Source organism: Micrococcus sp. iso_26, from assembly GCF_056172975.1.
Genome location: NZ_CM149652.1, coordinates 15,670 through 34,927, shown reverse-complemented (window position 1 = coordinate 34,927; position 19,258 = coordinate 15,670). Strand labels below are relative to the sequence as shown.

The 19,258-nt window shown below is 72.6% G+C and carries 18 protein-coding genes and 1 tRNA gene; 15 read left to right on the top strand and 4 right to left on the bottom strand.

Going from position 1 to position 19,258, the window contains the following annotated elements; all coding sequences use genetic code 11:
* Window positions 1-141 precede the first annotated feature (141 nt).
* Window positions 142-492: a universal stress protein gene (locus AC0VX0_RS00170; protein ID WP_041103511.1), complete on the top strand. Its 351-nt coding sequence runs from the start codon at window positions 142-144 to the stop codon at window positions 490-492.
* A 175-nt stretch (window positions 493-667) separates the two neighbouring features.
* Here the strand turns inward: AC0VX0_RS00170 and AC0VX0_RS00165 are convergent.
* Window positions 668-751, bottom strand: a tRNA-Leu gene (locus tag AC0VX0_RS00165).
* 249 nt (window positions 752-1,000) lie between these two features.
* Between AC0VX0_RS00165 and AC0VX0_RS00160 the strand changes: the two genes are divergently transcribed.
* From AC0VX0_RS00160 to pknB, 7 genes are read left to right on the top strand one after another with little or no spacing between them, the layout of a single operon-like run.
* Window positions 1,001-1,918 carry an FhaA domain-containing protein gene (locus tag AC0VX0_RS00160; RefSeq protein WP_061873127.1) on the top strand — a complete coding sequence of 306 codons (918 nt, stop codon included), beginning with the start codon at window positions 1,001-1,003 and terminating at the stop codon, window positions 1,916-1,918.
* Window positions 1,915-2,475, top strand: a complete 561-nt coding sequence (locus AC0VX0_RS00155; RefSeq protein ID WP_044659734.1) for an FHA domain-containing protein FhaB/FipA — start codon at window positions 1,915-1,917, stop codon at window positions 2,473-2,475. Before AC0VX0_RS00160 ends, AC0VX0_RS00155 begins: the two co-directional genes overlap by 4 nt.
* 3 nt (window positions 2,476-2,478) lie before the next feature.
* Complete coding sequence (locus AC0VX0_RS00150; protein WP_136939875.1) at window positions 2,479-4,194, top strand: PP2C family protein-serine/threonine phosphatase; 1,716 nt, start codon at window positions 2,479-2,481, stop codon at window positions 4,192-4,194.
* Window positions 4,191-5,615, top strand: a complete 1,425-nt coding sequence (locus tag AC0VX0_RS00145; protein WP_036314455.1) for an FtsW/RodA/SpoVE family cell cycle protein — start codon at window positions 4,191-4,193, stop codon at window positions 5,613-5,615. Before AC0VX0_RS00150 ends, AC0VX0_RS00145 begins: the two co-directional genes overlap by 4 nt.
* The gene (locus AC0VX0_RS00140) at window positions 5,612-7,057 is read left to right on the top strand and encodes a peptidoglycan D,D-transpeptidase FtsI family protein (RefSeq protein ID WP_036314452.1); all 1,446 of its coding nucleotides are present in this window, start codon (window positions 5,612-5,614) and stop codon (window positions 7,055-7,057) included. The genes AC0VX0_RS00145 and AC0VX0_RS00140 overlap by 4 nt, the downstream gene beginning before the upstream one ends.
* Complete coding sequence (locus AC0VX0_RS00135; RefSeq protein WP_036314450.1) at window positions 7,054-9,120, top strand: protein kinase domain-containing protein; 2,067 nt, start codon at window positions 7,054-7,056, stop codon at window positions 9,118-9,120. Before AC0VX0_RS00140 ends, AC0VX0_RS00135 begins: the two co-directional genes overlap by 4 nt.
* A 32-nt stretch (window positions 9,121-9,152) precedes the next feature.
* A complete protein-coding gene (gene pknB, locus AC0VX0_RS00130) occupies window positions 9,153-11,429 on the top strand; it encodes a Stk1 family PASTA domain-containing Ser/Thr kinase (RefSeq protein ID WP_377651564.1) in 2,277 nt (758 codons plus the stop codon).
* A gap of 45 nt (window positions 11,430-11,474) precedes the next feature.
* On the opposite strand, the gene AC0VX0_RS00125 is transcribed toward pknB, so the two are convergent.
* A complete protein-coding gene (locus AC0VX0_RS00125) occupies window positions 11,475-12,128 on the bottom strand; it encodes an anthranilate synthase component II (protein WP_036314446.1) in 654 nt (217 codons plus the stop codon).
* 158 nt (window positions 12,129-12,286) lie between these two features.
* On the opposite strand from AC0VX0_RS00125, the gene AC0VX0_RS00120 reads away from it, so the two are divergent.
* On the top strand, window positions 12,287-12,592 hold the full coding sequence (locus tag AC0VX0_RS00120; RefSeq protein WP_036314444.1) for a cell division protein CrgA: 306 nt from the start codon (window positions 12,287-12,289) through the stop codon (window positions 12,590-12,592).
* A gap of 252 nt (window positions 12,593-12,844) precedes the next feature.
* Here the strand turns inward: AC0VX0_RS00120 and AC0VX0_RS00115 are convergent, their stop codons facing one another.
* Entirely contained in the window at window positions 12,845-13,234 is a 390-nt protein-coding gene (locus AC0VX0_RS00115) for a heavy metal-responsive transcriptional regulator (protein ID WP_040347802.1), read from the bottom strand.
* 105 nt (window positions 13,235-13,339) lie between these two features.
* Between AC0VX0_RS00115 and merA the strand changes: the two genes are divergently transcribed.
* The 6 genes from merA (at window position 13,340) to AC0VX0_RS00085 (ending at window position 18,316) form a co-directional block, all read left to right on the top strand.
* Window positions 13,340-14,764 carry a mercury(II) reductase gene (gene merA / locus AC0VX0_RS00110; RefSeq protein ID WP_145950733.1) on the top strand — a complete coding sequence of 475 codons (1,425 nt, stop codon included), beginning with the start codon at window positions 13,340-13,342 and terminating at the stop codon, window positions 14,762-14,764.
* A 45-nt stretch (window positions 14,765-14,809) separates the two neighbouring features.
* Entirely contained in the window at window positions 14,810-15,472 is a 663-nt protein-coding gene (merB, locus tag AC0VX0_RS00105; RefSeq protein WP_145950734.1) for an organomercurial lyase MerB, read from the top strand.
* Window positions 15,473-15,596: 124 nt separating this feature from the next.
* Complete coding sequence (locus tag AC0VX0_RS00100; RefSeq protein ID WP_365126645.1) at window positions 15,597-15,800, top strand: hypothetical protein; 204 nt, start codon at window positions 15,597-15,599, stop codon at window positions 15,798-15,800.
* Window positions 15,797-16,321 (top strand): TlpA family protein disulfide reductase, encoded by a 525-nt coding sequence (locus tag AC0VX0_RS00095; protein ID WP_005882713.1) that lies wholly within the window; start codon window positions 15,797-15,799, stop codon window positions 16,319-16,321. Before AC0VX0_RS00100 ends, AC0VX0_RS00095 begins: the two co-directional genes overlap by 4 nt.
* 3 nt (window positions 16,322-16,324) lie before the next feature.
* Window positions 16,325-17,245, top strand: coding sequence for a cytochrome c biogenesis CcdA family protein (locus AC0VX0_RS00090; protein ID WP_058623030.1), 921 nt, complete (start codon window positions 16,325-16,327; stop codon window positions 17,243-17,245).
* 69 nt (window positions 17,246-17,314) lie between these two features.
* Window positions 17,315-18,316 carry an IS481 family transposase gene (locus tag AC0VX0_RS00085; RefSeq protein WP_145950735.1) on the top strand — a complete coding sequence of 334 codons (1,002 nt, stop codon included), beginning with the start codon at window positions 17,315-17,317 and terminating at the stop codon, window positions 18,314-18,316.
* Here the strand turns inward: AC0VX0_RS00085 and AC0VX0_RS00080 are convergent.
* A complete protein-coding gene (locus AC0VX0_RS00080; protein ID WP_012750684.1) occupies window positions 18,313-19,254 on the bottom strand; it encodes a rhomboid family intramembrane serine protease in 942 nt (313 codons plus the stop codon). The two genes, AC0VX0_RS00085 and AC0VX0_RS00080, sit on opposite strands and share 4 nt — an antisense overlap.
* Window positions 19,255-19,258: the final 4 nt, after the last annotated feature.

Here is a 19,258-nt window from a genome sequence, read left to right as displayed (position 1 = left end):
GTGGCGCCGGGGACAGGTGCGAGTGGTGGAGGTCACGGTAACAGTGTGCCGGGGCCGCGCGCGCTCTGCGTCCGCAGAGTGACCGACGACAACCGGTCCGGGTGGTGACGGGGGCCGCGTCCATGACGCACAGTGGTCCCCATGACGATCATCAGCACCGGAACCAGCACCCCCGAGAGCGCCGCGGCCTGGCGGGCCGCTCTGGCCGAGGCAGCCCTGCGCGGAGAGGACGTGGTCTGGTTCTCCCTCGACGGGACCGAGCCGGACGAGGCGGAGGCGCGCGAGGCCGGCGTCGTCGCGTCCGTGGCGCACGCCCAGGAGCGCGGCCGGGACGCCGTCGGCGACCTGCTCGAGCACGCCGAGCGCGTGGGCGCGAGCCGGATCGTGGTGGGCGTGAAGCACCGCTCCCCCGTGGGCAAGCTGCTGCTGGGATCGGCCGCGCAGCAGATCATCCTCGAGGCGCGCGTCCCGGTGGTGTGCGTCAAGCCGTGAGGGCCGGCGTCGGGCGGGCGGCCCCGCGCCCGGACCACCCTGCGGCGTTTGGGGGCGGTTTCGGGCGGTATTCGGCGTGGATACCGCCTGAAACCGCCCCCAACCGGTGAGTGGGGACCAGCCCGGGAACGCCGAAGGCCCCGGAACCACACGGTTCCGGGGCCTTCGTCCTCGGTGCGCGAGGGGGGACTTGAACCCCCACGTCCTTGCGAACACTGGCACCTGAAGCCAGCGCGTCTACCAATTCCGCCACTCGCGCGAGCGGCTTCCTGCTCTCGGCTCCGGGCATCCGGCGACCGTCACAGGCAGCGAGGAATACTCTAACCCCCGCCCGCCCGGGCGTGCAAATCGGCCCCGACGCCCACCCCCGCGTCCCCGCCACGCCGGCAGCTCGCCCCTCCGGCACCTCTCCCACCCGCGCTCCACCCCGCAGAATCCCGCTGTTCTCGGCGGTCTCCCAGCCCGGCCCGTAGTATCGGGACGGACAACTGTGGAAAGGGGCCCCGTCGTGGGACTTCTGGACAACCTCGAACGCGGCCTGGAGCGGGCCGTGCGCTCGGCCTTCTCGGCCGGCGGTCCGCGGGCGGTCAAGCCGGTGGAGATCGCCTCGGCCCTGCGACAGGCGATGGACGACGAGTCGTTCGCGCTGTCCGAGGGCCACACGGTCGCGCCCAACAGCTACGTGGTCCACTTCTCCCCCGCCGACTTCGAGCGCGCCCGCTCGTGGGGGTCCACCCTCGCCAGCGAGCTGTGCGACGAGGTCATCCGCCACGCCGACTCCCAGGGCTATGCGCTGCCCGGCACGGTCCGGGTCGCCTTCCACCCGGACGCGGACGTGCGCGCCGGGGACCTGCGCGTCGTCACCCGCCTGGACGACGGCTCGCTCACCGCCCCGGCCCCCCACGACGACGGCGCCTCGCCCGCCACCGCCCACGGCCCGGGAGCCTCGGCCGCGGCGCCGGACCGACTGGTCGAGGACCTGCCGGCGGCCGCGCCCCGCAAGCCCTCCCCCGCCCCGCGCGTCGGGCCCCGTCCGGCGCCCCGCCGGGCCGCCGCCTCGACCGCGCCCGCCGCCCCCGCCCACGCCGACCAGCCGACCGTGGTGATGGGCCGCCCCGTGACCGGGCCCGCCGGCCCGGCCCTCGAGCTGGACGGCCGCATGCTCCCCCTGGACGGGGACGACCTCATCCTCGGCCGCTCGGCCGAGCGTGCCGACCTCGTGATCCCGGACTCCTCGGTGTCCCGCGAACACCTGCGCCTGCTCACCGTCGGCTCCACGGTCACGCTCCTGGACCTGGGCAGTCGCAACGGCGTGCTCGTCAACGGCCGCCGCGTGGACGGCTCCGTCACCCTGCGCGACGGGGACGTGGTGACCGTCGGCCAGACCGAGCTGCTGTTCTTCGGCGGGACGGGGGGCCGCGCATGAGCGAGCTCGCCGTCGCCGTGCTCCGCATGGGCCTGCTGCTGGCCCTGTGGGTGCTGATCATCTCCATCGTCATGGCGCAGGGCCGCGACCTCGTGGTCGGCCGACGCAACAAGACACGCCTCCAGCAGGCCCAGCGCGACGCCGGCCTGGTCACCGCGGTGCCCGCGGCCGGGGCCGCCGGGGCGGGCTCGTCCGCGGTCGACCGCCCCGCGCCCGCGTCGACGCCGGCCCCCGCCGCGTCCGCGCCGACGACGCCGGCCCCGCGGCTGTCCCGGACCCTGCGGGTGGTCGAGGGCCCGAAGGCCGGGCAGACCATCGCCCTGGAGGGCCGTCCCCTGCTGATGGGCCGCGCCCAGGACGCCGACCTGGTGCTCGTGGACGACTACGCCTCCGGCCGCCACGCCCGGCTGTTCCCGCAGGGCACCCGCTGGTTCCTCGAGGACCTCGGCTCCACGAACGGCACCTACGTGAACGGCGCCCCCGTCACCCGCGCGCTGCCCGTGGGCCCCGGCACGGCCATCCGCATCGGCAAGACCGTCATGGAGCTCGAGGCCTGACCCATGACCCTCGTCCTCCGCTACGCCGCCCGCTCCGACGTCGGCCGCGTCCGTGCCAAGAACGACGACTCCGCCTACGTGGGCCGTCATCTGGCCGTGCTCGCGGACGGCATGGGCGGGCACGTGGGCGGCGACGTGGCAAGCGCGTCCACGGTGCTGGACCTGGCCCCGCTGGATGCGGTGGGCTACGAGGACCCGGCCACGGTGCTGCCGGACGAGATCCAGAACGCCAACCTGATCCTCAACGAGCTGGTGCACGCCAACCCCAAGCTCGCCGGCATGGGCACCACGTGCACCGCCGGCCTGCTCGCGGGGACCACGCTGCACATCGCGCACATCGGCGACTCCCGTGCCTACCGGCTCGCGGACGGCGAGTTCTCCCAGGTCACCACGGACCACACGTTCGTGCAGAAGCTCGTCGACGAGGGGCGCCTCGAGGCCGGGGAGGCCCCGTTCCACCCGAACAAGAACGTGCTCATGCGCGTGCTCGGCGACGTGGACGCCTCCCCCGAGCTGGACGTGTTCGAGGTGCCCGTCGCCCCCGGAGAACGGTGGCTGTTCTGCTCGGACGGCCTCACGGACGTGGTCCCCCCCGAGAAGATCCACGAGGTGCTGCGGGACTCGGAGGCTCTCAACCAGGCCGTCGACACCCTCGTGGACCTCACCCTCAAGGGCGGCGCCCCGGACAACGTCACCGTGGTGGCGTTCGAGATCGCGGAGGGCACGGCGGAGGAGCTGGCCCCCGTCCCGGACGTCCACCTGTCCGAGCAGGCCCTCGCCGCCGCCCACCCGCCCGAGGTCGGCCCGGTCTCCGGCCTGCTGCTGCGCGAGGACCTGGACGCACGGCCTCACCTGCTCGTCGGCGCGGCCTCCAACGCCGTGAAGACCGATCGCATCCCCGTGGTCACCCGCAGCTCCACGCGCCGCCGTGCCGCCGCCCTGCTCGGCGAGACGCCCGTGCCGGAGAACCGTCCCCGGCGCACCGCGGCCGTCCTCACGGACGGGCCGGATCCCGCCGCCGCCCCGCGCCCGGACGCCTCCGTCCCGCCCGCCGCGCCGAGCGGCACCGCTGCCGCCGCCGGCTCCTCCTCCGCCGCCACACCGGCCGCCACCGCTGCCGACCACCCGTCCGACGAGGCCGCCGAGCCGATGACCACGGCCCCCACCCCGGCCCCGGCGACCGCCGGGCCCGCCGGCGGCCCCGAGGACGGGGCCGCGCGTCGGCGGCGTGGAAAGGACGACCGCCCGGTGCAGTACCGCCGCGGCTGGTTCATCCCCGTGTTCACCACGCTGCTCGCCCTCACCCTCGCGGCCGTGGCCGTGTGGGGCTACCTGTGGACCCAGACGCAGTACTACGTGGGGGCCAACGACGGCCGGATCGCCGTGTTCAAGGGCGTCTCCCAGCGGCTGGGCCCGCTCGAGCTGTCCCACGTGGACCGCCAGACCGACCTCCCGGTGGACGCGCTGCCCGCGTACGCACGCGACCGCGTGAACGCCGGCATGCCCGCCCGGGACGTGGACCACGCGGAGCAGATCGTCGCCGAGCTGCGCGACTCGCTGCACCCGAACGCCCCCGCCCCCGCCGGTGAGCCCTCCGAGCGGGCCCGGCCGAGCACGACGCCGTCGTCGTCCTCCGCCCGCCCCTCGGACGCGTCCGGCTCCACCGCGCCGACGAGCCCGGCGTCGTCCCCGAGCGCGACGGGAGGTGAGGCCCCGTGACCGAGGTGATCTCCCCCGCACGCCCGCGCCGGAACATCGAACTGGTCCTGCTGCTGGCCGCCCTGGCCATCGCCCTGGGGGCGGACCTGCTGGGCATGATCGGCACGGACGCCCCGCTGGACTCCACCGCCTGGGTGCCGCTGGGCGTCTTCGGCGCCGCCACCCTCGTGCTGCACGTGGTCCTGCGGCTGCGGGCCCCCTACGCGGACCCGTTCATGCTGCCGATCACCGCCCTGCTCAACGGGCTGGGCCTGGCCATGATCCACCGGCTGAGCCAGGACGCCGCGATGGCCAACCCCACCTCGCAGCTCGTGTGGTCCGTCCTGGCCGTCCTGGTGGCCTCCGCCCTGGTGTTCCTGGTGCGCGACCACCGGGTGCTGCGGCGCTGGCCCTACCTGTTCCTCGCCGCGTCCGGCGTGCTGCTGCTCCTGCCGCTCGTGCCCGGGCTGGGCCTGAGCATGTACGGGGCGCGGATCTGGATCGACGTCGGATTCGGCACCTTCCAGCCCGGCGAGATCGCCAAGATCACGCTGGCCATCTTCTTCGCCGGCTACCTCTCCGCGAACCGCGACCTGATCCTGCTGGCCGGCCGCCGTGTGGGCCCGGTGACCTTCCCCCGAGCCCGGGACCTCGGCCCGTTGCTGGCCGGCTGGCTCCTGGCGCTCGGCGTGCTCGTGTTCCAGCGCGACCTGGGCTCGGCCCTGCTGTTCTTCGGCATGTTCATGGCGATGCTCTACATCGCCACGTCCCGCGCCTCCTGGATCCTCCTCGGCCTGGGCCTGATCGCCTTCGGCGCGGCGCTGGCGTTCCTGTTCATGCCGCACGTGACCGCCAGGTTCGAGATCTGGCTGAGGGCCTTCGACCCCGAGATCTACCATCGCGACTTCGGCGGCTCCTACCAGGTGGTCCAGGGCCTGTTCGCGATGGCCTCGGGCGGGCTGATGGGCACCGGCCTGGGCGCGGGCAACCCCACCCAGGTGCCGCTGTCCTTCTCGGACATGATCCTCACGGCCATCGGCGAGGAGCTCGGCTTCGTGGGCCTGGCCGCCGTGCTCGTCCTGTACCTCCTGCTCGTCACCCGCATGATGCGCGCCGCCCTCGGCGTGCGCGACGCGTTCGGCAAGGTGCTCGCCTCCGGCCTGGCCTTCACCATGGCGTGGCAGGTGTTCGTGGTGATGGGCGGCGTGACCCTCGTGCTGCCGCTCACCGGCCTCACGACGCCGTTCCTCGCCGCCGGCGGCTCCTCGCTGCTGGCCAACTGGATCATCGTGGGGCTCGTGCTGCGCATCTCGAACGCCGCCCGCCGGCCCGTGGTCGTGGACGGGATGGTCAACGCGTCCGGGCCCGGCGCCGGCCACCTCGACCCCGGCACGGCGCTCCCGGCGGCCGCCGTGCCCCCGGGAGGAGGTGAGGAGCGGTGAACGAGGCGATCCGACGCACGTGGACCGTCATGGCGGCCATGCTCCTCGTGCTCGCGCTGGCTGCGTCCGTCATCCAGGTGCTGGCCGCTGACCAGCTCAAGACGCACGCCCTGAACTCTCGGCAGATGTTCCTGGAGTTCGGCGCCCCGCGCGGGCCGATCCTCGTGGACGGCGAGCCGATCGCCGAGTCCGTCCCCTCCGGCGACGCGTACCACTACCAGCGCGTCTACCACGAGACCGAGCTGTACGCCCCGCTCACGGGCTTCTATTCGCTCACCTACGGCACCGACGGGCTGGAGGCGGCCATGAACGAGCAGCTCTCCGGCACCCCCACGTCCCAGTTCGTGGACCGCGCCATGGAGATCATCACGGGTGCCACGCCCGAGGGCGACCAGGTGGAGCTGACGATCGACCCCGAGCTGCAGCGTCTGGCGTACGACGCGCTCCCGGACGGCGTGCGCGCCTCCGCCGTGGTCACGGACCCGACGACGGGCGAGATCCTGGCCATGGCGTCGAAGCCGGGCTTCGACTCCAACGCGCTCTCCTCACACAGCCCGGCCGAGGCGCAGTCGGCCATGGCCGCGATCGACCAGATCCCCGGCGCCAGCGCATACCGCAACCGCGCCGCGGAGCAGCTCGTGTCCCCCGGCTCCACGTTCAAGCTGATCGACGCGGTGGCCATGCTCGAGTCCGGTGACTACACCCCGGGCGGGACGGTGGACATCCCCGCCGCGTGGACGCTGCCCGGCACGACCACGGAGCTGCCCAACTACGACGGCTCACCGTGCAACACCGTGGGGCGTCAGACCCTCACGTGGGCGCTGGCGCAGTCCTGCAACACGCCGTTCGCCATGGCCGCCGTCGAGCTGGGCCAAGACCGGATCCGGGAGGTCGCCGAGCGGTTCGGCTTCAACGACTCCTTCGACTACCCGTTGCCCGTGACCGGCTCCGTGTTCCCCTCCGACCTGGACGACGCCACGCTGGCGCAGTCCTCGATCGGCCAGCGGGACGTGCAGGCCACCGCGCTGCAGATGGCCATGGTGGCCGCCGGCATCGCGAACGACGGCGTGGTCATGGAGCCGCAGCTGATCAAGGCGGTCCGCCGTTCGGACCTCACCACGGTGCAGGAGTTCAGCCCCCGTGAGCGCGGCCGGGCCACGACCCCCGAGGTGGCCGGGCAGGTCTCGGACATGATGGTCTCGGCGGTGGAGGACGGCATCCTGGGATCCGTGCAGTCGGACACGGTGCGGATCGCGGCGAAGTCGGGCACGGCCGAGGTCGGGGACACGGGCAACGTGCACTCCTGGATCACCGGCTTCGACGCGAGCGAGAACCCCCGGGCGGCCGTGACGATCGTGGTGGAGGACGAGCCGCCGGGGGTTGGACATCAGACAGTCGTCAGTGGCATGAAGGCAATCATGGAAGCGGTGGTCACGGAATGAGGCCGACATCGGGCATCACCCTCGGCGGCAGGTACCAGTTGACCGATCGCATCGCGATCGGCGGCATGGGCGAGGTGTGGAAGGCGCGGGACAAGGTCCTGGGCCGGATCACCGCCGTGAAGATCCTCAAGGAGGAGTACACGGGTGACCCCAACTTCCTGCGCCGCTTCCGGGCGGAGGCCCAGCACACCGCGCTGCTGAACCACCCCGGCGTCGCCAACGTCTACGACTACGGCGAGGAGAAGGGCTCCGCCTACCTCGTCATGGAGCTCGTGCCGGGCCAGCCGCTGTCCTCCATCCTCGAGAAGGAGAAGGTGCTCTCCCCCGAGCGGACCCTGCGGATCATCGCGCAGACGGCGGCCGCGCTCTCGGCGGCCCACGCCCAGGGGCTCGTGCACCGCGACGTCAAGCCCGGCAACCTCATGATCACGCCCACCGGCCGGGTGAAGGTGACGGACTTCGGCATCGCGCGCCTGGCGGACCAGGTCCCCCTCACGGCCACCGGCCAGGTGATGGGCACCGCCCAGTACCTCGCGCCCGAGCAGGCCACGGGGCAGCAGGCCACCGGCTCCTCCGATCTCTACTCGCTGGGCATCATCGGCTACGAGGCCCTCGCCGGGCATCGCCCGTTCACGGGCGAGTCCCAGATCGCGATCGCCCTCGCCCAGGTCAACGACACGCCGCCGCCCCTGCCGGACACCGTCCCGGCCCCGGTGCGCGCCCTGATCATGTGCATGCTCTCGAAGGACCCCCGGGAGCGGCCCTCGGACGCGGCCGCGCTCTCGGACGCCGCCGACGCGCTGCGGCGCAAGGACACCCGCGGCGCCGTGGAGGCCGTGCCCGCCCTGGCCGTCTTCCTCGAGGAGCAGGGCGTGACCGACCCCTCGGGCGCCGAGACCGCTCCCCTGGACTACGACGGCATGCGCACCACCCATCCGCGCGCCGAGGGCACCCGGGCGGACGGCTCCCCCGCCACCGCGGCGCTGCCGGTGACCACGGCCCAGCCCCGCACCGACGACGCCGCCCGCGGCACCGGCGCCGCCGGTGCGGCGGCCGTGGGCGCGGCCGGTGCGTTCGGCGCCGCCGCGAGCGCTCGCACGCGCGACCACGAGATCGCCGCCGTGCGCGACCAGCAGACCCGCCCGGGCGACGTCGTGGACCCGGGCCCGCCCGCCGGGGGAGGATCCGCGCCCGCCCGCCGGCGACGCGCCAACCGCTGGCCGCTGTGGGCGCTGCTCGGGCTCGTGGTGTTCGCCCTGCTGGGGGCGCTGCTGTGGCCGCTGCTCACGGGTGACCGCGGCGTCGGCGGCTCAGCGCCGGCGACCTCGCAGGAGGAGTCGTCCGTGCACGTGGACCCGGAGGCGTACAAGGGTCGCCCCGTGAGCGAGGTGCGCACCGAGCTCGAGGGCCTCGGCCTGGCGGTGCGCGAGGAGGACCGCGACGCGCAGAGCCCGCAGGGCACCGTCGAGGAGATCAACCCGGTGGGGGCGCTGCGGCGCGGTGAGACCGTCACGCTGGCCGTCTCCACCGGGGAGGGCGTCATCCCGGAGGGCCTCGTGGGCCAACCCGTGGAGAGCGCGATCCAGACGCTGCGCGACCGCGGCTTCACCGTGGACCGGGTGGACGACCCGTCCGCCGACGGCGCCGACGGCGAGGTGGTGCGCGTGGTGCCCGGCGAGGGCGAGCGTCACCGCTACGACACGCACGTGCAGCTGATCGTGGCCACCGGCGGGTCCGACGCCGCGCCGACCCGCGAGGCGTCCCAGCCCGCCTCGGAGCCGGAGCCCAGCGCGTCGGAGGAGCCGAGCACCGAGCCGAGCAGCGAGCCGAGCCCGTCGGCCTCGGACGAGCCCCGCCCGTCCCCCACCGCCGAATCCCCGACGGCCACCGCCGACCCGGAGCCCATGCCGGAGCCGTCCGAGGAGCCGACGACGCCCACGGGGGATCCGACGACGGAGTCCTCCGGGGAGTCCACGGCACCGACGGGCGAGCCCACCACCGACCCGTCCGCTGACGCGCGTGGTGCGGAGGCCTCGTCCGCCGACGCCACGCCCTCCGCTTGAGCGGCGGGCGGGACGGGCACGCGGACGTGTCTGTGGATGAGCAGAGGATCCTGAACGGGCGGTACCGGATCGGTGAGCTGATCGGGCGCGGCGGCATGGCGGACGTCTTCCGCGGCGAGGACCTGCGGCTACACCGCCCGGTGGCGGTCAAGCTGATGCGCCGGGACCTGGCGCGCGATCCGCACTTCCAGGCACGCTTCCGCAAGGAGGCACGCTCGGCGGCCTCCCTGAACCACCCCTCGATCGTCTCCGTGTACGACACGGGCGAGGTCTCTCTCGAGGACGGCCTCCATCCGGTGGACTGCCCGTTCCTGGTGATGGAGCTCGTCTCCGGCCGGACGCTGCGGGAGATCCTGCACGCCGAGGGCGCCGTGGGCACGGACCGTGCCGTGGCCTGGACCCGGGGCGTGCTGGAAGCGCTCGAGCACGCGCATGAGGAGGGCATCGTCCACCGCGACGTGAAGCCCGCGAACGTCATGGTCACGGAGACGGGCGCCGTCAAGGTGATGGACTTCGGGATCGCCCATGCGCTGGCCGACACCTCCGCCACCACGTCGCAGACCCAGGCCGTGGTGGGCACGGCCCTCTACCTGGCCCCGGAGCAGGCGACGGGCCGCATCGTGGACGGCCGCGCCGACCTCTACGCGGCCGGCTGCCTGCTGTTCGAGCTGCTCACGGGCCGACCCCCCTTCACGGGTGACACGCCGCTGGCCGTGGCCTATCAACACGTGCGCGAGGAGCCGCCGGCGCCCTCCGACGTCGACCCCGACCTGCCGCCCGCGTTCGACCCCGTGGTGCTGCGCGCCCTGCGCAAGGATCCGGAGGACCGGTTCCCCACGGGCGCCGCGTTCCTCGCGGCCCTCGAGGAGGCCGCCGCGGATCCGCACGCCGGCCCCGGCCGTCACACCCCGCCGCTCGATGCCGTCCCTCCCGCCCTCGTCGGCGCGGTGCTGGGCTCTGCGGCCGCGGAGCACGGGGCCGACGACGCCGACGTGCCGACGGCCGCGGTCCCGCTGACCCGGCCGACGCCCTCCATCCCGGCCGAGCCGGACGCCGCACACCCCCAGGCGGCGAACCATGCCGTCGCGGGTGCGGGACTGCCCGGCGCCGCCTCCGCCGCGCAGCTGGCCGCCGCCGCCGCCATGGACGGCCCCCGCCCGGTGACGGCCGGCCAGCCGGTGACGCCCGGTGCGGTCGCGACGCCCCGGCCCGAACCGCCCGGGGACACGCCGGCGTCGGCGACGGCCACACCCCGTCGCGTGCGCCGGCGCCTCCGCCGGCGCACGCTCCTGGCGGCCGGCGCGGTCCTGGTGGCGCTGGTCCTGGTCCTGGCGCCGTGGCTCGCGGCGGCCCTGCGCACCACCGTGGAGGTGCCCACGGTGGTGGGGCTGCAGCAGGATGAGGCGGTCGCGGCGCTCGAGGACGCGGGCCTGGTGGCCGTCGTCTCGTCCGCGTACATGGCCGACGCTCCGGACGGGACCGTCACCCAGAGCGACCCGCCGACGGGCACGGAGGTGCCCCGCGGGGCCGAGGTGCGGATCCGGGTGTCCCGCGGCGAGGAGGGCATCGCGCTGTCCGACTCCCTGCACGGGCTGTCCGAGGACGCGGCCCGCCGCGAGCTGGAACGGCTGGGCCTGCGCGTCTCCTCCGTGCAGTACCAGGACGACGGCCGACTCGAGCGCGGGCTGCTCGCCCGCACCGACCCCGCGATGGGCACCCACGTGCCGCCCGGCTCCTCCGTGGTGCTGCACCTGTCCAGCGGCATGGTCGCCGTGCCGGACGTGGTGGGGATGAGCGCTCCGGACGCGCGGCGTCAGCTGGCGCTGAGCGCCCCCGAGCTGCGCGTGCGGATCCAGGACGAGGACGGCGCGACCACCGACACCGGCACGGTCGTGGCCCAGGATCCGCCCGCCGGCGTCCGCGTGGACAACCGTTCCTCCCTGACCCTGACCGCTTCCTCGTGGATCGCGCCCACGGCCGAGCCCTCCGAGCCGGCCCCGCCATCCAGCGAGGCGCCCGAGCCCACGCCGTCGGCGTCCGCGCCACCGAGCCCCCCGCCGACGGAGAGCCCCGAGCCCTCCGAGAGCGCGGAGCCGTCACCCTCGCCGTCCGCCTCGGCCACGCCCAGCCCCGAGCCGACGACGACCGAGACGCCGTGGCCGACGCAGAGCCCGTCACCGACGTCGGCGGCCCCGTCGGAGCCGACCGGGCAGCCGCCGAGCACGTCGCCCACCGCGACGCCGGTGGACCCGCTGCCGACGCTGACGCCGGACCCCGAGCCCTCGATCGACCCGCCGCCGTCCACCTGAGCGGCCGGGGCGCCGTCCGACCCGCGAACCGGGCCCCGGGACCGGTCAGTCCTGGCGGACGAGGGGCGAGAGCCGGCCACCGCGCTCGGCGGCCCCGGAGAGCCCCACGGACTCGAGCCAGTTGCCGAGCATCCGGTAGCCGCCCTCGGTGAGCACGGACTCGGGGTGGAACTGCACGCCCCACAGGGGCGCGGTGCGGTGGGCCAGTCCCATCACGACGCCGTCCTCGGTCTCGGCGGTGATCTCCAGGACCGCCTCGTCCACGGTGGCCCGCACGGCGGCCAGCGAGTGATAGCGGGTGGCGGTGAACGGCGAGGGGACGCCCTCGAACATGGGGTGCTCGCCGTGGCGGACCAGGGACGTCTTGCCGTGCATGAGGGATTCCGCGTGCGTCACGGTGGCGCCGAACGCCTCCGCGATGGCCTGGTGCCCCAGGCACACCCCGAAGAGCGGGCGGCCGCCGTCGGCGGCGGAGCGGATGAGGTCGAGGGAGACACCGGCGTCGGCGGGCGCGCCCGGCCCGGGCGAGATGAGCACGGCCGTGTGCTCGGCCGCGAGCTCGAGGGCGCGGGCGGGGGTGACCTCGTCGTTGCGGATCACGGTGGTGCGGGCCCCGAGCTGCTCGAGGTAGCCCACCAGGGTGTAGACGAAGCTGTCGTAGTTGTCGACGACGAGGACGGAGACCTCGGGACTCTGCACGGGGGCGCTCTTTCCTCCCCGCCGCGTGGGAGCGGGGTGCATAGACTGGCCGGGCACGTCGCTGACCCCGGTCCTGGGCAGGTCAGCAGGATACCGTCCCCGCCCCGGTCCCCGCCGGTGGGGGCGCCCACCACCCCCCCCACCCGAGGAGAAGATCCGTGGCAGCACCCGCCGGCAAGCGCAAGGACTCGGCCCGTCGGAAGCGCGAGGAGCTCGAGGCCGCGCGCCGCAGCCGCTCCGCCGTGCGGACGGAGCTCGGGGACGTGGACCCGGGTCCGAAGCCCCTCTCCCCCGGGTACAAGGCCGTGATGTTCGGCCTGCTGATCCTCGGCCTGCTCTGGATCATCGTCTACTACCTGACCCAGGGCCTCTTCCCGATCGTGCAGATCGGCGGCTGGAACATCCTCGTGGGCTTCGGCCTCGCGCTCGTCGGGTTCCTGATGATGTCCCGCTGGAGCGAATGACACGCGTGTAGTTCTCCACAGCGGTGGACAACCCTGTGGATGGCTGATCCGCACGATCCCGCCCGGAGACGAGTTGTCCCCGGAGTTGTCCACAGGTGTGGACACCCCTGTGGGAAGAAGTGCACACCCGCCTGTGGAGAACTCCGGGGACGGTCGGGGATGACGGTCTAGCTGTTGCTGGCCATAACGTTGTGGTTACGTAGGAAGGTCGCGGCAGGAGGCTCCGCCTCTGCGCGCGTCATCTCGGATTGGCTACAGGTACCTGCAGACCTCGTCGGCGTTGCAGGTCTCGGGTTCGGGTTCTGCGGCTGCGTCGCGGAGGGCGGCAACGTTGTCGCGGAGGGAGACGAGATCCGAGATCTGGCGCTCAATGTCCTTCAGACGAACGTCTAGGAGGTCCCGGACGTGGCCGCAGGGAATCTCGCCTCCATCGCGGATGTCGAGGATCTGTTTGATCTGCGCGAGGGTAAGTCCGGCAGCCTGGCCGCGGTGGATGAAGTCGATCCGAGTCGCTGCTTCCGGATCGTAGTCGCGGTATCCCGACGCGGTGCGCTCGGCCGCGGGAAGCAGGCCCTGCTCCTCGTAGAACCGCAGGGTCTTGGCGGTGGTGCCGGCCGCCTCGGCGAGTTCGCCGATCCTCATCTGGGTCTCCGATGTGTCACAGGTCGCACTTGACCTTCCCCCGTACTGGAAGGTCCATTGTGGCTGCATCAAGAGCAATTCTCAAGACTCAGGGGAGGAATCGGGATGCAGTCCAGGTACGACCTTGCGATCATCGGATCGGGTGGCGCCGCGTTCGCCGCCGCCATCCGCGCGACCACGCTCGGCAAGTCGGTGGTGATGATCGAGCGCGGCACTTTCGGCGGCACGTGCGTGAACACCGGCTGCGTGCCGTCGAAGGCGCTCATCGCCGCCGCTGAGGCCCGCCAGACCGCTGCCGAGGCGGGCAACCGTTTCCCGGGGATCGCCACCACAGCGGACGACGTGGACATGCCCGCGCTGATCAGCAGCAAGCAGGACCTCGTCGAGGAACTTCGGGGTGAGAAGTACGTCGACGTCGCCGACGCCTACGGCTGGCAGATCCGCCACGGCGACGCTGCGTTCGCCGGCACGCCAGAAGCGCCCGTTCTTGAGGTCACCGCGACTGACGGTGCGGTCGAGACGATCGACGCTGATCACTACCTGGTCGCCACCGGCGCCAGCGCATGGGCCCCACCGATCGACGGTCTTGAGGAGGCCGGCTACCTGACCTCGACCACGGCGATGGAGTTGACCAAGGTTCCCGACTCGCTGCTGGTGCTCGGCGGCGGCTACGTCGCCTTGGAGCAGGCCCAACTGTTCGCCCGGCTCGGGTCGAACGTCACCCTGCTGGTTCGTTCCCGGCTGGCGTCGAAGGAGGAGCCGGAGGTATCCAAGGCGCTGCAGGAGGTCTTCGCCGACGAGGGCATCCGCGTGGTCCGCCGTGCGGTCCCGACCCACGTTGCCCGTGACGACGTCAGGGGCCAGGTTGTTGTCACCGCTGACATCTCCGGCGGCGAGCAGGAATTCCACGCCGAACAGGTCCTCGTCGCCCTCGGCCGCCGACCGGTCACCGATGGGCTGAACCTCGATGCGGTGGAGGTGAAGACCGGCGACACGGGCGAGATCGTGGTCACCGACCAACTGCAGTCCTCCAACCCCCGGATCTGGGCAGCCGGCGACGTGACCGGGCACCCCGAGTTCGTCTACGTCGCCGCCCACCACGGCAACATGGTCGCCGAGAACACGTTCGCTGGCGCTGAGCGGTCGGTGGACCACAGCCGGCTGCCGCGGGTGACCTTCACCAGTCCGGCGATCGGCGCGGTCGGGATGACCGAGGCCCAGGTGCTCGCTGCCGGGATCCGCTGCGACTGCCGCGTCCTGCCGCTGGACTACGTGCCCCGGGCGCTGGTCAACCGCGACACCCGCGGCTTCATCAAGATCGTCGCCAACGCTGAGACCGGCGAGATCCTCGGCCTCACCGCCGTCGCCAAAGACGCCGGCGAGCTCGCCGCCGCCGGTGTCCACATCCTCGGCAAGACCGTCACCGAGGTCGCCGACGCATGGGCGCCCTACCTGACCATGACCGAAGGCATCCGGATCGCCGCCAAGGCCTTCACCACCGACATCTCCAAGCTGTCCTGCTGCGCGTGACCCGCAGCCGACAGCCTCCACCCGACTCATGAAGAAGGTACCGCCATGTCGGAGCTCACGACGCAACTGCCCGAACGACTCAACAACACCGAAGAGACCGGCCTTGACGCCGTCCTATCGATCCCGCTGCTGCGGCTGATCGTCGAGGGCGGCCCGGTCACCGTCGAGCAGTTCGCCGCGGCCGCCGGCCGTCCGGTCGACGACGTACGCACGGGTCTGGCCGCGGTGCCGGACACCGAGTACGACGACCAGGGCCGCATCATCGGCCAGGGCCTCACCCTGCGCCCCACCCCTCACCGGTTCACCGTGGCCGGTGAGGAGCTCTACACCTGGTGCGCCCTGGACACCCTGATCTTTCCGACCCTGCTCGAGCGCGCGGCGAGCGTGGAGTCGGTCTCCCCGACCAGCGGCGAGCCGATCCGGGTCACCATCGACCCCGTCGCCGGCGTCACCAGCGTCGAACCCGCCACCGCGGTGGTGTCGCTGGTCAACCCCGACCAGATCACCTCGATCCGGTCCTCCTTCTGCAACCAGGTCCACTACTTCACCTCCGATGAGGACGCCGCGGGCTGGCTGGCCGAGCACCCCCGCGCCGAGGTCGTGCCCGTGGCCGTTGCCTATCGGATCGGCACCGACCTCACGACCGGCTTCCTCAACCAGTTCCAGGCCAACGCGGCAGTGGCCGACGACGGCCACTGCCGCTGCTGACCAAGAACACCGAAGGGAACTCCACTCCGATGAAGTCCACCACGACGACCAACCGGGAGGCAGCGGCCTGCTCCTCGGAGCCGGGGCCGCGCTGCTCATGGTCGCCTGCTGCGCCCTACTTCCCTTGCTCCTCGCCGGTGGTCTGCTGGCCAGTGTCGGCGGGTTCCTCGGCAACCCCTGGGTGATCGGCACCGGCATCGCCGTCCTGGTGCTCGCGGTCCTCGCGACCACGCGGCGCCGCAGCGGCGGCAACAACGCCAGGCATGGCTGTTGCCCGCCTGTGAACTCCACCCACCCCAGCGACACGAAGGACGACCAGAACCGATGACGCTTACCCGCACCCGCCGCGCGACCCTCTCGGTCGCCGGCCTCCTGCTTGCAGGCTCCCTGGCTCTGACCGCCTGCGGAAACACCGACGCCACACCAGCCGCAGATGCGGGCACGCCAGCGGCGGTTACTAGCATCGACGGCCAGATGGTCAGCCTGCCCGCCAGCGGGAAGCCGACCGCGGTGTTCTTCTTCTCCGTCGGCTGCGGCGAATGCGTTGAAGGCGTCCGCTCCCTCGGCGAGGCCGCCACCGCTGCCGAGAAGTCGGGTGCTGGGGCGAGCTTCCTCGCCGTCGACATGGACCCCGGCGAGTCCAAGGAGACCATCGAGGGATTCATGGAGTACGTCGACGCCGAACACGTCCCGGCCGCCATAGACGAGGGTGCCGCCTTGTCCCAGCGATTCGACGTTGCCGCCCTGTCCACCCTCATCGTCATCGACGGCGACGGCAAGGTGACCTTCCGTGCCACCGAGCCCGACGCGAAGACGATCACCGCCGAACTCGTCAAGGCCGGAGCCTGATCCATGGGCGGATTGCTCAGCCTCGCCTTCGCCGCCGGCATGGTGGCGCCGGTCAACCCATGCGGGTTCGCGCTGCTGCCGGCCTGGATCAGCCAGACCCTCGGCGACGCTGACGCCTCGCCCGTCCCGGTGCGGCTGCTGAGGGCCCTGCGGTCCGGAATCGCACTGGCGATCGGGTTCGCCGGCACCCTCGCAGCTGCGGGCCTGCTGGTGAGCGCCGGGGCTCGGGGCCTGATCCAGGCAGCGCCCAAACTCGGTCTCGCCGTAGGCGTCCTACTGGTGCTCCTCGGCCTGTGGATGCTGGCCGGCCGTTCGATCTCCGTGCGGTTGCCCCGGATCACCGGCCGAGCAACCGAAGGCCTCCCGCCAACCGCCCGGATGCTGGTCTTCGGGATCGGCTACGCCCTCGCCTCCCTGTCGTGCACCTTCGGAGTGATCCTTGCTGTCATCGCCCAGGCACAGGCCACCGCCAGCTACGCGGGGCTGCTGCTGGTCTTCGGTGTCTACGCCGCCGGCTCAGCCAGCATCCTGCTGCTGCTCGCACTCGCGACCACCGCCGCGGGTACCGGCCTAACCCGCCACGTCGCACGCCTCGGGAGTTATGGCCCCCGGATCACCGGCGCCGTCTTGCTGCTCACCGGCGTCTACCTCGCGTGGTACTGGTGGCCCGCCGCCACCGCCGACAACAACCTCGTCGCGACCGGCCGTGCCGGCGGTGTCGCCAGGCTCTCAACGACCCTGTCCGGCTGGGTTCAGGCTCACACGGCGCCGATCGCGGCGCTCGCGGTCATCTCCCTCCTCGTAGTACTCGCCCTTGGCGCCGCCCATAGGCGGCGTCGAGCCAGTTCCGAATCGCCGGAGGCCTGCTGCGACACCACGAACGTCGGCCTCGGCGTGTCAGGCGGCGACCACGAGGGTCAGTAGCCGACGGCTGAATGGGGGGCTTGGTCCGGGACTCAGCGACTCGACTGGAACATTCTTCGAAGGACGTGCATGACTCACCGCAACTCGCCACTGTCAGTCGAGGGACGTCGGCGGCTGGTCGAGCGTTGCAAGACCCGGCCGATCGCTCACGTGGCAGCTGAGATGGGAATCTCCCGCGCTACCGCGTCAAAGTGGGTCCATCGCCATCGTGAGTTCGGTGAGGTCGGTCTGCTCGACCGCTCATCGACGCCTAAGCAATCCCCGACAGCCACCCCCAACGTCGTTGTTCGCGAAGTCGAACGCATGCGGCGCGAGCACAAGTGGTCAGCGGCTCGGATCACGTTCGAGCTCGAACAGGTCGGCATTCAGATCAGTCGGCGCACGGTGAGTCGCATCCTCACCGACCTGCAGCTCAACCGGCGCCGCTTCATCGACCCGACCGGGGAAAGTAACCGCGAAGCGAGGAAGATTGTCGCTCGGTGCCCCGGCCACATGGTTCACCTGGACGTCAAGAAGGTCGGCCGAATCCCCGATGGCGGCGGATGGCGGGCTCATGGCAAGGACAGCCCGGAAGCTCGCGCCGTCGCGCGGACGAAAACCCGCGGCACGCGAGCCGGCTACGTCTACCTCCACTCAGCGATTGACGGCTACTCACGCCTCGCGTACACCGAGGCTTTGCCGAACGAGCAGGCCGCGACGGCCGTTGCGTTCCTCGCGCGAGCGCGGGCATGGTTCGCGGCTCATGGCATCACGCACATCGAACGGATCGTGACCGACAACGGATCCTGTTACCGCGCCTCAGCGTTCGCCGATGCACTGGCCGGGTCGCGGCACCAACGGATCACGCCCTACACGCCCCGCCACAACGGAAAGATCGAGCGGTACAACCGGATCCTTGCCGAAGAGTTCCTCTATGCACGGACATGGACCTCAGAAGACGAACGCGCCAACGCCCTCGAGCGCTGGAACCTGCACTACAACTACCACCGCCCGCACGGTGCCGCGGACGGTCAGCCGCCGGCCACGCTCGTGCCAATTCGCGTCAACAACCTCCTGGCCTCATACATCTAGCCGAGCAGGCCGGCCACCGTGACCCGTGCGGCGCCGAGCACCGTGAGCGCCGCCAGCGCCGCCGCCACGACCACGAGGCCGGCTGCCTGGGCGCCCACGGACGGCACGCGCGCGCGGCCGGGCCGCAGCCCGCCGGCCAGGGAGAACACGACGGCGACGACGGCGCCCGTCAGCAGCCCGCCCACGTGCACCTGCCAGGCCACCCCGGGCAACAGGAACGAGAACACGAGGTTCAGGCCGATCAGCACGGCGATCGAGCGCACCTGGCCGCCCCGCACCCGGGTGAGCAGGAACAGGGCCGCGAACATGCCGTACACGGCGCCGGACGCCCCGACGACGGGCTGCAGCGGGTCCGAGACCCACAGCGCGAACACCGCGCCGCCCACGGCGGAGAGCACGTAGAGGGCGAGGAACCGCCACCAGCCCAGCGCGGGCTCGAGCACGCGCCCGATCACCCACAGCGCGAGCATGTTCAGCAGCAGGTGCGTGGGACCGGAGACGTCGTGCACGAGCGCGTAGGAGGCCATCCGCCACGGCTCCATGCCGTACGGGGACGTGTAGAGCCCGGCGTACCAGAGCGCCTCGGTCACGCCGGACGCCTGGTCCCGGGTCATCCACTGCGCCGCGTAGACCACCGCCGTGACCGCCAGCAGGATCCAGGTGACGGGCGAGGCGGCGAAGCCCGTCCGCCGTCGGACCGGGACCGACGCGGCGGCGCCGGCGGGAGCCACCGTCGGAGCAGGGCCGGCCACGACGCCGGACGCACAGTCCACGCAGACCGGTCCGGCCGCGGAGCCGGGACGCTGGCAGTCGAGGCACGCGGGGCGCCGGCAGACGGCGCAGCGCACATACGCGGCACGGCCCGGATGCCGCGGGCACACCGGGGGTGTGCCGTCCGCGGAGTCCGGGCCGTGCGGGTCAGAGGGGGTGGTGCTCACCGAG

What these genes read in the sequence shown, in the direction of transcription:
- AC0VX0_RS00135 (WP_036314450.1), top strand. Translation starts at nt 7,054, where the DNA reads ATGAGGCCGACATCGGGCATCACCCTCGGCGGCAGGTACCAGTTGACC.
- AC0VX0_RS00095 (WP_005882713.1), top strand. Translation starts at nt 15,797, where the DNA reads ATGACGCTTACCCGCACCCGCCGCGCGACCCTCTCGGTCGCCGGCCTC.
- AC0VX0_RS00170 (WP_041103511.1), top strand. Translation starts at nt 142, where the DNA reads ATGACGATCATCAGCACCGGAACCAGCACCCCCGAGAGCGCCGCGGCC.
- merA (WP_145950733.1), top strand. Translation starts at nt 13,340, where the DNA reads ATGCAGTCCAGGTACGACCTTGCGATCATCGGATCGGGTGGCGCCGCG.
- AC0VX0_RS00155 (WP_044659734.1), top strand. Translation starts at nt 1,915, where the DNA reads ATGAGCGAGCTCGCCGTCGCCGTGCTCCGCATGGGCCTGCTGCTGGCC.
- AC0VX0_RS00085 (WP_145950735.1), top strand. Translation starts at nt 17,315, where the DNA reads ATGACTCACCGCAACTCGCCACTGTCAGTCGAGGGACGTCGGCGGCTG.
- merB (WP_145950734.1), top strand. Translation starts at nt 14,810, where the DNA reads ATGTCGGAGCTCACGACGCAACTGCCCGAACGACTCAACAACACCGAA.
- AC0VX0_RS00090 (WP_058623030.1), top strand. Translation starts at nt 16,325, where the DNA reads ATGGGCGGATTGCTCAGCCTCGCCTTCGCCGCCGGCATGGTGGCGCCG.
- AC0VX0_RS00150 (WP_136939875.1), top strand. Translation starts at nt 2,479, where the DNA reads ATGACCCTCGTCCTCCGCTACGCCGCCCGCTCCGACGTCGGCCGCGTC.
- AC0VX0_RS00115 (WP_040347802.1), bottom strand. Translation starts at nt 13,234, where the DNA reads ATGAGGATCGGCGAACTCGCCGAGGCGGCCGGCACCACCGCCAAGACC.